Raw genomic sequence first — 11,944 nt, 5'->3', positions numbered from 1 at the left:
GAGATCGCCCCATGCCGAGCTACCAAGCCCCGCTGCGCGACATGCGCTTCCTGCTGAACGAGGTGGTCGGATTGGACCGCCTGCGCGCGCTGCCCGGTTGCGAGGAACTCGGCCCCGACCTCATCGATCCGGTGCTGGAGGAAGCCGCGCGTTTCTGCGCCGAGGTGCTGCTGCCGCTGAACCGCAGCGGCGACGAGGCGGGCTGCGTGCTGGAGAATGGCGTGGTCCGCACCCCGAGGGGCTTTCCCGAAGCCTATCGCGCCTTCCGCGAGGGCGGCTGGACAGCGCTCGGCGCCGATTCCGCCTATGGTGGCCAGGGATTGCCGAAGTCGGTCGGCATGCTGGTCGAGGAGATGATCTGTTCGGCCAACCTCTCCTTCGGCATGTATCCCGGCCTGTCGCACGGCGCCTATATGGCGCTCGACAGGCACGGCACGGCCGAGCAGAAATCCACCTACCTGCCGAAGCTGGTCAGCGGCGAATGGTCTGGCACCATGTGCCTGACCGAGCCGCAATGCGGCACCGACCTCGGCCTGATCCGCACCCGCGCGGTGCCGCGGCCGGATGGCAGCCACCGCATCACCGGCAGCAAGATCTTTATTAGTGCCGGCGAGCACGACCTGACGGAGAATATCATCCATCTGGTGCTGGCGAAGCTGCCGGATGCGCCGCCGGGCACGCGCGGCATCAGCCTGTTCGTCGTGCCGAAATACCTGCCGATGGCGGATGGCGGGCTGGGCGCGCGCAATGGCGTCACCTGCACCGGCCTCGAACACAAGATGGGCATCAAGGCCAGCGCCACCTGCGCCCTGGCCTTCGAGGAAGCGGTGGGCTGGCTGGTGGGGCGGCCGCACAAGGGCCTCTCCGCCATGTTCACCATGATGAACGAGGCGCGGCTCGGTGTCGGCGTCCAGGGGCTCGGCATCGCCGAGGTCAGCACTCAGAACGCCCTCAGCTACGCCAAGGACCGCCGGCAGGGCCGCGCCCTGGGCGGTGCGGCGGAACCCGGGCAGCCGGCCGATGCCATCATCCACCACCCGGATGTGCGCCGCATGCTGCTGACCATGCGCGCCTGGACCGAGGGCTGCCGCGCCCTCTCGGCGCTGACGGCGCTGGAGCATGATGTCTCGCTCCGCCACCCCGACGCCGAGACCCGCGCCGAGGCCGATGACTTCGTCCAGTTGATGACGCCGATCATCAAGGCGCTGTTCACCGATGCGGGCTTCGAGGTGGCGTCGCTTGGCATGCAGGTCTGGGGTGGCCATGGCTACATCCGCGACAACGGCATGGAGCAGTTCGTCCGCGACGCCCGCATCGCCCAGGTCTACGAGGGCACCAACGGCATCCAGGCGCTGGACCTGGTCGGCCGCAAGCTCGGCGCGCATGGCGGCCGCTACCTGCGGCGCTTCTTCCACCCGGTGCTCGCCTTCATCGAGGCGCAGCAGGATGATCCGGCGATGGAGGCGTTCATCCTGCCGCTGTCGAAGGCCTTCGGCCGGCTGCAGCAGGCGACCGCCGAGGTGGCGCGGCGCGGCCTCGGCGACCCCTTCGAGGCCGGCGCCGCCGCGACCGACTACCTGCGGCTGTTCGGCCTGACCGCGCTGGCCTACGCCTGGGCGCGGATGGCCGCGGTGGCGCTGCCGCGGCAGGCGGACGACCAGACCGGCTTCTACCGGGCCAAGCTGGCGACCGCGCGCTTCTTCATGCAGCGCATGCTGCCGCAGACCAGCGCGCTGACCGCCATGGTGATGGCGGGTGGCGAGGCTCTGCGGGATTTTGCGATGGTGGAGCCGTAGCGTCCCGGACCCTGCCAAGCGCGCTCGGGCTGTATCGATTCCAGTAACTTTGCGGCAAGGGTGTGGGAAGCTTTGCATGCGACAATCAGGCGTGCCAAATGCCACGCCTGGAATCGGTGCTGTTCCGACACATGGATGCGCAAATTGAGACGCCGGCCCGGACGCGCGGCGTGGTAGAGCGGGCTGGCAGGTTTCTCGGGCTGACCGGCTGGGCAGTTGACCCGTCGCATCCCGGGCGGCCGGCCGAGATCGAGGTCCTGGCCGGCGAGACGGTCATCGCCACCTGCCGCACCAGCCTGCCGCGGCCCGATCTGGGGCTGGGTGAGGCCGCCGCCGCCGCCGGTTTCCGCCTGCCGCGCACGGCCTTCCAGACTGCCGTCGCGCGGGCTCAACGTGGCAAGGGCGGCGTGCTGAGCCTGCGTCTTGCCGGCACCGGCGAGGCATTGCACGCGGCGGTCGCGCTGCCGAGCCTCGACGAACTGGTCGATGCCGGGGGAGACGACCCGCCATCACCCGTGGCCGAGCCGGCGGCAGCCGCCGCATCGCCGCCGCCCGTGCCCCCTCCGGCTGGTGTGCCGGCCCCGCCTGCGGCCTCTTCCAGGCCGCTGCCGACTGCCGAACCCGTGCCGCCGGCTGCCTCATCCGAGCAGCCACCGGCCGGTGTTCCGGCGTCATCCGCCATGCCGCCACCGGCCACTGAATCCGTGCCATCGGTCGCCCCGCCCGTGGCGCCGCCGGTTGCCCTTCCCCCATCGCCGCCCTCGGCAGAAGCTGCCGCCCGCGACCTGCCGGCCGCCCTGGCCAGCCTGCGGCAGCTCGCAACCACCCTGCCGGCGGCCACGGCGCCGCCGCGTCAGGCCGGCTTCATCGAGGCCTTCGGCGCGACCACCGGCGGGCCGCTCTGGCTGTTCGGCTGGATGCGGCCGACCGCAGGCCACCATTTCCCCTGCCGGATCGGCGAGGAGACGCTGCACCCGGCCGGCATGGCCATTGCTTGGCAGGCACGCCCGGACCTGCCGGAAGGCGGCGTCGCCTTCACCGCCGCGGTCGATACCGCCTGGCGCCCGGACAGCGAGACACCGCGCCCACAACTACTGTTCGGCCCCGATGGCGCCGACCGGCTGGAATGTCTCGATACCAGCCAGTGGCTGGACGAGCCGGCCTGCGCCACCCGGCTCGCCGCCGCCGCGGCCAAGCTGTCCGGTCGCTTCCTCCGGCCGTTGCAGCGGCTGGCCGCGGCGACCAACGCCTGGGCGCCGGATGGGCCGGAGACCGCCGCCCTCGGGCTGAAGGCGCATGTCGAGCGGCTGGTGGTGGTGCCTGGCTTCGGCGCCCTGGTCGCCGGCTGGGCGCTCAGCCCGCAGCAGCCGATGCAGCCCCGCCTGCTGCGGCTGGGCGAGCGGGTGCTGCCGGTGCTGCCTGGCAGCATCACCCGCACCGCGCGCCGCGACCTGCTGGAGAATGCGGGCGGCTCCGCCCGGCTGGCTGCCTCGGCCGGCTTCACCGCCGTCTTCGCCGGCCCGCTCGCGCCGGAGGATGCCGGCGAGGCGGTGCTGAAGCTGGTGACCGAGGGCGGCATTGGCTGCAACCACCGCGTCGCGCCGGCGCAGCTCCGCCTGCTCGGCCATTCCGCCGAGATTGAGGAATTGCTCACCTTCTACCCGGCGCTGGAGCGGGAGGCCTGGTTTCCCGACCTCGCCCGGGCGATCGGCGCCGGGCTGCGCCGCGCCGCCGCCCGCGCCACCCTGGTGCTGCTGCATCCGGCACCGGCGGCGATCCTCGCCACCATCGGCGCCGACCGCAGCGACGCGGCGCTGCTGCTGGCCGATCTGGCCTTGCTGGCGGACCGCCGGCCTGACCTGCCGCCGATCGTGCTGCTGCTCGGCTCTGGCGAGACCCGCGCCACCGCGCTGGCCGGTTTCGGTGAATTGCAGGAGCAGGTGGCGGCCCGCGGCAGCCTGTTCGAGCTGCCGGACCCGGCCCAGGCGCTGCATGCGCTACCCACGGTGCTCGACGCCCTTGGGGCCGAGCGCTTCATCTTTCTTGGCCCTGGCGCCTTCCCGGATGCCGCTGGCTGGGATGCGCTGCTGGATGTGCTGGCGGCACCTGGGCCGGCGCCCTTCAGCCTGACGCTGCGCTCCGGTCCGCTCGATGCCGCCGCGGCGGCCGGCACCGCCTGCTTCGCCTGGCGCCGGGCCGAATGCCTCGGTTGGCTGGCAACGCAGCCGGTGCCGGTCGGCGGCCTGGCGAGTGGCCTGCCCGCCCTGCCGCCGAACCGTGCCGCGCCGCCGCCCGGTGCCGGCGCCGATCCGGGCCGGCTGGTCCCCGTTGGGAGGCTGGCGCGGGCGGTGAACGCCCTTCTCTTCGCGCCGGAGACCCCGCATGGCTAGTTCACAGCGCCGGCCGCGCATCGCGGTGGTCGCGCATGCGCACCCCTCGGTCTCCAAGGGTGGATCGGAGATCGCCGCCTATACCCTGTACCGCGGGCTGCTCGAACTCGGTCACGACGCCATCCATATCGCCGCCTGCCCGGAGGCGAGCCGCAACCGCCTGCAATTCGACACCCCGGGGGAGCGTGCGCTGGTCTTCGCGCCGGAGCGCAACGAGCCCTTCTACAACCCTGGCTCGCCGGGGCTGGCGCGCCGGCTGGTGGCGCTGCTGCGGGCGGAGAACATCGGCCTCGCCAGCTTCCACCATCACCTGAACATCGGCCTTTCCGGGCTGCAGATGGCCAGTGGCCTGCCCGGGCTGCGCAGCCTGCTGACGCTGCACGAATACACCGCCATCTGCCAGCGGGATGGCCAGATGGTGACCCGGCCGGGCCAGGCGCTCTGTCACGCCGCCTCGGCCGAGGCCTGCACCGCCTGCTTCCCGGAACATGAGCTGGCGCAATTCACGCTGCGCCGGAACCGCTACCTGGGCGCCTTCGCCAACATCGGCCAGTTCATCGCGCCGAGCCGCTTCCTGATGGAACGCTACATCGCTTGGGGGCTGCCGCGGGAGCGTATCTCGGTCATCGAGAACGGGTTGCCGGGCGTGGCCGGAACGGCGCCCGCTCCACCCCGCCCGCCCGGCGACGCACCCTGGGTGTTCGGCTATTTCGGCCAGCTCAACCCCTACAAGGGGATCGACGTGCTGCTGGGCGCGGCGGAACTGATCGCCGCTCAGCCGGCGCTGGCGGCACGGCTTTCCCTGCGCATCCACGGCACCGTCGTCGGCCAGCCCGCCGCCTTCCGCGAGAGGCTGGAGGCAGCGGTGGCCCGCCATCCCTTCCTCAGCTTCGCCGGCCCCTACCAGAACCAGGCGGTGCGGCCGCTGATGGCGGCCTGCGACTATGTGCTGATGCCCAGTACCTGGTGGGAGAACTCGCCGGTGGTGATCCAGGAGGCCTTCGCCGCCGGCCGGCCGGTGATCTGCTCCGGCATTGGCGGCATGGCGGAGAAGGTGCAGGACGGCGTCAGTGGATTGCATGCCCGGGTCGGCGATCCGGCGGATCTGGTGGCGGCGATGCGGCGGGCGATGAACCCGGCGCTGGCGGCCACCCTGGCCGCGGGGCTGCCGCGGCCGATCGACGGGGCGGAGATGGCGCGGCAGTACCTGGCCTGCCTGGACCAGCTGCCGGCCGAGCAGCGCCGCTCGGCCTGAGACCAGTGGGGCCGGTTCTCGACCGGCCCGAGCGCGCCTCTGCGCGCCGCCAAGTATCTGCCCTACTTCTTCCCGGCGTAGCTCTGGCCCATCCCCGCCGAGGGATCGTTCTGAATGCCATAGGGCGGGATCGGGTAGCGCAGCCCGTTCTTTGCCAGCGCCCGCATGCCGGTGACCGCGATCCGCAGGTCGGCCGGTGAGAGCGCCATCAGCATCTCCTCATCCGGCACGCCGCCGTAGCGACGCTCGGCGAAGCAGGGCAGGGAGAGGCTCGGCTCCCCGGTCGCCAACGCCCGGCCCCAGCTGTCGGCGCAGGCGGTTTCGCCGACCACGCTCCATTCGAATTTTTTGTAGTTCCGGTACTGCAACCCATTGATCAGGATGATCATCTGCCCCGGCGTCGCATAGACCAGGCAGATTTTTGGCGCCGGCAGCCGGCCGCTTTCCAGCGGGCTGACCGCCATCGCCTTGTAGCGGCCGAAGGGCACGCAGCTCAGCGCCTCCTGCCGCGCCTGGGCATCCGGCTGAGTGCCGTGCCAGACGTTCACGTAGCGCTCGCCGCGGAGGAAATCCTCGTCGCGCGGGGCGAGGCCGATCACCGCGCCGCATTGCGCGCCGACCAGGTCATCCTGGGTGATGCCGACGGTCCAGCCGAGGCGGGAGCCCATGCTGACGATCTGGTCGGTGGTGTGGCGTGCCTTCGGCCGGCGGATGCGGGGGATCGCCTCCATCTCCTCGACCGTCTCGAACAGCTGCATGCCGATGATGGTGGTCTTGAGCCGCAGCAGCGCATTCACATCGGCGACGAGCCGCTGCGCTTCGGTGTCGGCCATGGCGTTTCCTCGTGTCCCGGTTCCGGTGTTGCGCGGCAGCAAGCGCGGGTGGCGCCGCGTGCCGGTCAAGGCTTCTGATAGAGTGTCGGGACCGCGGCATCCACCGTGACCTTGATCGGCATCGGCCTGGGCGTGATGAGGCCAGCGTGCAGCGCCGCCTCCGGCGCCCGTGGCTCGGTCTCAGCAAGCTCCTGGCTGAAGCTGCGCATGGCGCCGTTGCCGGCGCTGTTGACGACGATGACCGTCAGCGGCAGCGAATGATGTGCCGCGCTCCACAGCACCGGCAGCCCCGGCACGTAGCGGAAGTCATTCGGCCAGCGGTCGAGGAAGCCAGGTTCGGTGAAGCCAGGGTTACCGAACACTGTGGTCGCGCGTGGCCTGCCGGATGGTGATGGTTGGCCACTGCATCCTGCTCGCTCCGCGCGATGGATCGGCCGCGCCCGTTCCGGCGCGGCCGATCAGGCGCTCAGGCGGTGGCGCGCACCAGCTTGCCCGGCCGCGCCCCGGTCTCGACGCCGCGCTCGAAGATCGGCGTGCCGCTGCAGATCGTCATGTCGTAGCCATCGACATGCTGCACCAGCCGCCGGCCGCCGGCCGGCAGGTCGAAGATCATCTCCGGGTGGTGCGGGCGCAGCGCGTCGAAGTCGATGACGTTGACATCGGCCTTCTTGCCCACCGCCAGCCGGCCGCGGTCGTGGAAGCCGAAGAAATCCGCCGTCTCGCTGGTCTGCCGCTTGATGACAAATTCCAGTGGCAGCCGCTCGCCGCGGGTCCGGTCACGCACCCAGTGTGTCAGCATGGTGGTGTTCAGCGAGGCGTCGCAGATCACGCCGCAATGCGCGCCGCCATCGGACAGGCCGAGCACGGTGTGCGGGTCGAGGATCATCTCCCGCACCACCTCCAGGTCGCCATGGACGTAGTTGGTGACCGGGAAGTAGAGCATCCGCCCGCCGTCGCCGCCGATCAGGAAGTCGTAGCAGTATTCCTGCGGGCTCTGGTTGGTCTTCGCCGCCAGCGCGGCGATGCTCTTCTCCGGCGGCGGCTCGTAGTCCGGGGTGCCGCCAAGGTCGTACATCCGGTCCCAGCGCGTGGCGATCTGCCGCGACAGCGGCGGCAGCACCTCCATCAGCCGCGGGGAGGCTTCCTGCGACAGGATGCGGGCGCGCACCTCCGGGTCGCGGAGCCGGGCGAGCTGCTCGGCCGGCGACAGCTTCGCCAGCTCGGCGAAGCCTTCGCGGAGCGCGAAGGGGTTGAGCGAGGTGGTGAGGCCGAGGATCAGCCCGACCGGCCGCCCCGCCACCTGGGCGGAGAGCGGCAACCCGTCCTTGCGGGCGGCCCGGATGTGATCCATCAGCCGGCGCCAGCGGTCGGGGTCGTAGCTGCGGTCGGTCAGCAGGAACCACACCGGACGGTTGCTGTCCTTTGCGATCTGGCGCAGCCAGCCGAACTCGGCGCTTTCATCCTCGAAATCCGACAGCATGCCGAAGGCGCCGCGCTTCGCCCGCCCCATGGCGCGGCCGATGGCGATCAGCTCCTCATGCTCGGCGTAGCGGCCCGGCACCAGCTCCCCGGCCGGGGTCTTGTGCTGGTCGGTGCGGCTGGTGGTGAAGCCGAAGGCGCCGGCGCGCAGCGCCTCCTCGGTCAGCGCCGCCATGTCGTTGATGTCGGACTCGGTCGCCATCTCGCGGTTGATAGCGCGTTCGCCCATGACGAAGACCCGGAGCGGGTGGTGCGCCACCTGCGCCGCGACGTCGATGGTGCGCGGCAGCCGCGCCAGTGCGTCGAGGTATTCCGGGAAGCTCTCCCAGTCCCACTTCAGCCCTTCGGCCAGGGCGATGCCGGGGATGTCCTCGACGCCTTCCATCAGGTCGATCAGCGCCTGGTGGTGCGCCTTCCGCACCGGCGCGAAGCCGACGCCGCAATTGCCGAACATGATGGTCGTCGCGCCATGCCAGGAGGAGGGTGCGAGCACCGGGTCCCAGGTGGCCTGGCCGTCGTAATGGGTGTGCACGTCGACCCAGCCGGGGGTGACCAGCCGGCCCTCGGCCTTCACCTCGCGCTTGCCGGGCCCGGCCTTGTCGCCGACCTGGGCGATGCGGTCGCCATTGATGGCGACGTCACCGGTGAAGGCCGGGGCACCCGTACCGTCCACAATGGTGCCGCCTCGGATGACCAGATCGTGCATCGTCCTTCTCCTCGCTTCCCGGACGGCGAGCATGACCCGGACCGGCCCTGTGGGCAACCTGCTGGTTGCGGTGCCCGGCGGCAGGGGCCAGCCTGCCTTTCTCGGGGGATTTCATGGGAGGACGGCGGAATGCTGCTGGAAGGCGAGATCGCGCTGATCACCGGGGCAGCCTCCGGCATCGGCCGGGCGACGGCCCAGGCGCTGGCGGCGGAAGGCGCGGAGGTGATCCTTGCCGACAATGACGCCGAGCGCGGCGAGGCGCTGGCCGAGGCGCTCGCCCTGCCGGCCCGTTTCGTCGCCGCCGATCTGGCGGCGCCGGATGGCGCGGCGACCCTGCTCGATACGGTGCTGGCCTCGGCGCCGGGCCTTTCGCTCTTCGTCCATTGCGCCAGTCCGCGCCGGCTGGAAAGCGAGGCTGTGCTCGATGTCCCGATCGAGGCCTGGGACCGCATGGTCGGCGTCAACCTGCGCGCCGGCTTCGTGCTGGGGCAGGGGATTGGCCGGCACATGCGTGATGCCGGCATCCGCGGGCGGCTGCTTTACGTCACCTCGCTGCATGCGCGGACCCCGCGCAACCTGCCGCATTACAGCGCCGCCAAGGCCGGGCTGACGATGACGATGCAGGAATTGGCGCGGGCGCTCGGGCCGCATGGCATCCGGGTGAACGCCATCGCCCCGGGCGCCATTGCCGGCGGCGGCTTCCAGGCCGACCCGAGGCTGGCGGCGGCGATCGCCCTTGGGCGGCTCGGCACGCCCGAGGATGTGGCGCAGATGGCGGTGGCGCTGCTGGTGGACCGCTTCTCCGGCTACGTCACCGGCACCACAATCGAGGTGGATGGCGGGCTCTCTCTGTATAATTGGTTGTCCTGACGCATAGGAATACCGCAAGGCGAACCCGCATCTGCTGCCAGGGATGCGGCTTGTGCATCGCCGGAAATTCCAGCGCTACCTGCTCTCCTCGAACATCGGCGGGGTGATGACGGTGTTCTTCGGCGTGCTGCTGGCGGATGCCATCGGGCTGACGGCGCAGGGTGGCAGCCTGGTGCTGCCGCTGCTGGCGACGCAGGTCCTCTGGATCAACCTGACGGATGGCGCGCCGGCACTTGCTCTCGGGGGTGATCCGACGGATGCGGGAACGATGACGCGGCCGCCGCCGCCGCTCGGCGAAGGGGTGGTCACCCGCCGCATGTGGGCGGGCATCATGTTCGTCGGCGCCGCCATGGCCACGGGGGTGCTGCTGGTGCTCGACGCCTCTCTGCCAGCGGGCTGACCGGGGGCTCGGGCGACCTGCGGTACGCGCAGACCGCGGCCTTCGCTACGCTGGCGCTGTTCCAGATATGCAATCTGTTTAGCGCCCGTCCCCGCGAGCGGAGCGCCTTCGTCGGCATTTTCGCCAATTGCTGGCTGTGGGCAGCGGTCGGGTTTCCGCCGCTGGTGCACGCCGTGGTGATCTACCTGCCGTTCCTCCAGGTGGCGTTCTCGACCGTTGCGCTGGGGGGCGGCGACTGGCTGGTCTGCGCGGCGGTGGCAAGCTCGGTGCTGCGGGTGCGGGAGTTGAGCAAGCTGCCCGCCGCGGGCGTTTCAGCCGGCGGCGCCCGGTAGGGCCGGGGGGTGAGGCGAAACGGGCAGGAGGCGGAGCGTGAACAAGCAGAAATTCAACGCCTGGTACTGGGTCGCGGCGCTGTTCGGCCTGCTCGCCGTGCAATATGTCGCGGCAGTCGTCGTCCAGCCGGTGGCGACCATTCCCTACAGCCAGTTCCAGCAACTTCTGGCCGAGGGCAAGGTCGCCGAGGTCGGGGTTTCCGACCGCTTCCTGCAGGGTGCGCTGAAGGAACCGCTGCCCAGCGGGCAGACGCGCTTCACCACGACCCGGGTCGAGCCGCCCGAATTCGCCGAGGAGCTGAGCCGGCACGGCGTGCGCTACACCGGCCAGGTCGAGAGTACCTTCCTCCGCGACCTGCTGTCCTGGGTACTGCCGGTTCTGCTCTTCGTCGGCGTCTGGATGTGGCTTGGCCGGCGCCTCGGCGCCCAGGGCGGGCTGATGCAGATCGGCAAGAGCAAGGCGAAGGTCTATGTGGAGGCCGATACCGGCGTCACCTTCGCCGATGTTGCCGGCGTCGATGAGGCGAAGGATGAGCTGCGCGAGGTCGTGGATTTTCTCCGGGAGCCGGAACGCTACGGCCGTCTTGGTGGGCGGATGCCCAAGGGCGTGCTGCTGGTCGGCCCGCCGGGAACCGGCAAGACCTTGCTGGCCAAGGCCGTGGCGGGCGAGGCGAAGGTACCGTTCTTCTCCATCTCCGGCGCCGAATTCGTGGAGATGTTCGTAGGTGTCGGCGCGGCGCGGGTGCGCGACCTGTTCGAGCAGGCGCGCACCCGGGCTCCGGCCATCATCTTCATCGACGAGCTGGATGCGCTCGGCCGCGCCCGCGGCATCGGCGGCGCCTATGGCGGCGGGCATTCGGAGGCGGAGCAGACCTTGAACCAGCTGCTCGTCGAGCTGGACGGCTTCGACTCGCGTTCCGGCCTCGTCATCCTGGCGGCGACCAACCGGCCGGAGATCCTCGACCCCGCGCTGCTGCGGGCGGGCCGCTTCGACCGGCAGGTGCTGGTGGACCGGCCGGACCGGCCGGGCCGGGTGCAGATACTGAAGGTCCATCTGCGCAAGGTGAAGCTCGCCCCGGATGTGGATGCCGAGGCGGTGGCGGGGCTGACACCGGGCTTCACCGGTGCGGATCTCGCCAACCTGGTCAACGAGGCGGCGCTGCTGGCGACGCGGCGTGGTGCCGAGGCCGTCACCATGACGGATTTCGGCAATGCGGTGGAGCGCATCGTCGCCGGTCTCGAGAAGCGCAACCGGCTGCTCAACCCGAAGGAGCGCGAGGTGGTCGCCTATCACGAGATGGGCCATGCGCTGGTGGCGCTGAGCCTGCCGGGGTCGGATCCGGTGCACAAGGTCTCGATCATCCCGCGCGGCATCGGCGCGCTCGGCTACACCATCCAGTTGCCGACCGAGGATCGCTTCCTGATGACGCGCGAGGAGCTGGAGCGCAAGATGATGGTGATGCTCGGCGGGCGCGCCGCCGAGCTGGTGGTCTACAACCATCTCTCCACCGGCGCCGCCAATGATCTGCAGCGTGTCACCGACACCGCGCGCAGCATGGTGACGCGCTACGGCATGTCAGAGACGCTCGGCAGTGTCGCCTATGAGCGCGACCCGCGCAGCTTCATCGCCGGCCCCACCCCGCTGCCGGGTCCGCATGAGCGCGACTTCGGGGAGGCGACGGCGAATGCGATCGACACCGAGGTGCGCGCCATCGTGGACGGTACGCTGGAGCGGACGGTGCAGCTGCTGCGCGAGCGTCGTGAGGTGCTGGAACGCGCCGCCCGCCGGCTGCTCGAGAAGGAGACGCTGGATGAGGCGGAGCTGATCGAGCTCGCCGGGCAGCCTGCCGCGCCGATGGCGAAGGGCGTCGCGGCGGGCTAGG

At 70.8% G+C, this 11,944-nt stretch carries 10 protein-coding genes; 7 read left to right on the top strand and 3 right to left on the bottom strand.

Annotation, left to right across the window (positions count from 1 at the left end; translation table 11 throughout):
- Positions 1 to 11 precede the first annotated feature (11 nt).
- The 3 genes from H7965_RS21810 (at position 12) to H7965_RS21800 (ending at position 5,441) form a co-directional block, all read left to right on the top strand.
- Positions 12 to 1,796, top strand: a complete 1,785-nt coding sequence (locus tag H7965_RS21810; RefSeq protein WP_186772697.1) for an acyl-CoA dehydrogenase C-terminal domain-containing protein — start codon at positions 12 to 14, stop codon at positions 1,794 to 1,796.
- Positions 1,797 to 1,894: 98 nt separating this feature from the next.
- Positions 1,895 to 4,186, top strand: coding sequence for a hypothetical protein (locus H7965_RS21805; protein WP_186772696.1), 2,292 nt, complete (start codon positions 1,895 to 1,897; stop codon positions 4,184 to 4,186).
- Positions 4,179 to 5,441 carry a glycosyltransferase family 4 protein gene (locus tag H7965_RS21800; RefSeq protein ID WP_186772695.1) on the top strand — a complete coding sequence of 421 codons (1,263 nt, stop codon included), beginning with the start codon at positions 4,179 to 4,181 and terminating at the stop codon, positions 5,439 to 5,441. Before H7965_RS21805 ends, H7965_RS21800 begins: the two co-directional genes overlap by 8 nt.
- A gap of 62 nt (positions 5,442 to 5,503) precedes the next feature.
- On the opposite strand, the gene H7965_RS21795 is transcribed toward H7965_RS21800, so the two are convergent.
- The 3 genes from H7965_RS21795 to H7965_RS21785 all read right to left on the bottom strand — a co-directional run bounded on the left by H7965_RS21795 (position 5,504) and on the right by H7965_RS21785 (position 8,459).
- The gene (locus H7965_RS21795; protein ID WP_186772694.1) at positions 5,504 to 6,274 is read right to left on the bottom strand and encodes a DUF169 domain-containing protein; all 771 of its coding nucleotides are present in this window, start codon (positions 6,272 to 6,274) and stop codon (positions 5,504 to 5,506) included.
- 65 nt (positions 6,275 to 6,339) lie between these two features.
- Positions 6,340 to 6,636 (bottom strand): hypothetical protein, encoded by a 297-nt coding sequence (locus H7965_RS21790; RefSeq protein ID WP_186772721.1) that lies wholly within the window; start codon positions 6,634 to 6,636, stop codon positions 6,340 to 6,342.
- 104 nt (positions 6,637 to 6,740) lie between these two features.
- The gene (locus tag H7965_RS21785; protein ID WP_186772693.1) at positions 6,741 to 8,459 is read right to left on the bottom strand and encodes an N-acyl-D-amino-acid deacylase family protein; all 1,719 of its coding nucleotides are present in this window, start codon (positions 8,457 to 8,459) and stop codon (positions 6,741 to 6,743) included.
- Positions 8,460 to 8,588: 129 nt separating this feature from the next.
- Here H7965_RS21785 and H7965_RS21780 point away from each other — a divergent pair, with 129 nt between their 5' ends.
- Genes H7965_RS21780 through ftsH form a run of 4 tightly spaced genes read left to right on the top strand, consistent with a single transcriptional unit; the run spans position 8,589 to position 11,943 of the window.
- The gene (locus H7965_RS21780; protein WP_186772692.1) at positions 8,589 to 9,329 is read left to right on the top strand and encodes an SDR family NAD(P)-dependent oxidoreductase; all 741 of its coding nucleotides are present in this window, start codon (positions 8,589 to 8,591) and stop codon (positions 9,327 to 9,329) included.
- A 52-nt stretch (positions 9,330 to 9,381) separates the two neighbouring features.
- Positions 9,382 to 9,729, top strand: a complete 348-nt coding sequence (locus H7965_RS30435) for a cation transporting ATPase C-terminal domain-containing protein (RefSeq protein ID WP_222440746.1) — start codon at positions 9,382 to 9,384, stop codon at positions 9,727 to 9,729.
- Positions 9,648 to 10,061: a cation transporting ATPase C-terminal domain-containing protein gene (locus H7965_RS30430; RefSeq protein WP_222440745.1), complete on the top strand. Its 414-nt coding sequence runs from the start codon at positions 9,648 to 9,650 to the stop codon at positions 10,059 to 10,061. The genes H7965_RS30435 and H7965_RS30430 overlap by 82 nt, the downstream gene beginning before the upstream one ends.
- 37 nt (positions 10,062 to 10,098) lie before the next feature.
- The gene (gene ftsH / locus H7965_RS21770) at positions 10,099 to 11,943 is read left to right on the top strand and encodes an ATP-dependent zinc metalloprotease FtsH (RefSeq protein WP_186772691.1); all 1,845 of its coding nucleotides are present in this window, start codon (positions 10,099 to 10,101) and stop codon (positions 11,941 to 11,943) included.
- Position 11,944 lies beyond the last annotated feature (1 nt).

The organism is Siccirubricoccus deserti, assembly GCF_014283215.1.
Classification (GTDB): Bacteria; Pseudomonadota; Alphaproteobacteria; order Acetobacterales; family Acetobacteraceae; genus Siccirubricoccus; species Siccirubricoccus deserti.
The sequence above is the reverse complement of the archived record's forward strand: the minus strand, read 5'-3'. Positions and strand labels throughout refer to the sequence as shown.

Excerpts from the sequence above, each read along its gene's own strand:
- H7965_RS21795 (WP_186772694.1), bottom strand. The coding sequence starts at position 6,274 with ATGGCCGACACCGAAGCGCAGCGGCTCGTCGCCGATGTGAATGCGCTG.
- H7965_RS21780 (WP_186772692.1), top strand. The coding sequence starts at position 8,589 with ATGCTGCTGGAAGGCGAGATCGCGCTGATCACCGGGGCAGCCTCCGGC.
- H7965_RS21805 (WP_186772696.1), top strand. The coding sequence starts at position 1,895 with ATGCCACGCCTGGAATCGGTGCTGTTCCGACACATGGATGCGCAAATT.
- H7965_RS21800 (WP_186772695.1), top strand. The coding sequence starts at position 4,179 with ATGGCTAGTTCACAGCGCCGGCCGCGCATCGCGGTGGTCGCGCATGCG.
- H7965_RS21810 (WP_186772697.1), top strand. The coding sequence starts at position 12 with ATGCCGAGCTACCAAGCCCCGCTGCGCGACATGCGCTTCCTGCTGAAC.
- H7965_RS21785 (WP_186772693.1), bottom strand. The coding sequence starts at position 8,459 with ATGCACGATCTGGTCATCCGAGGCGGCACCATTGTGGACGGTACGGGT.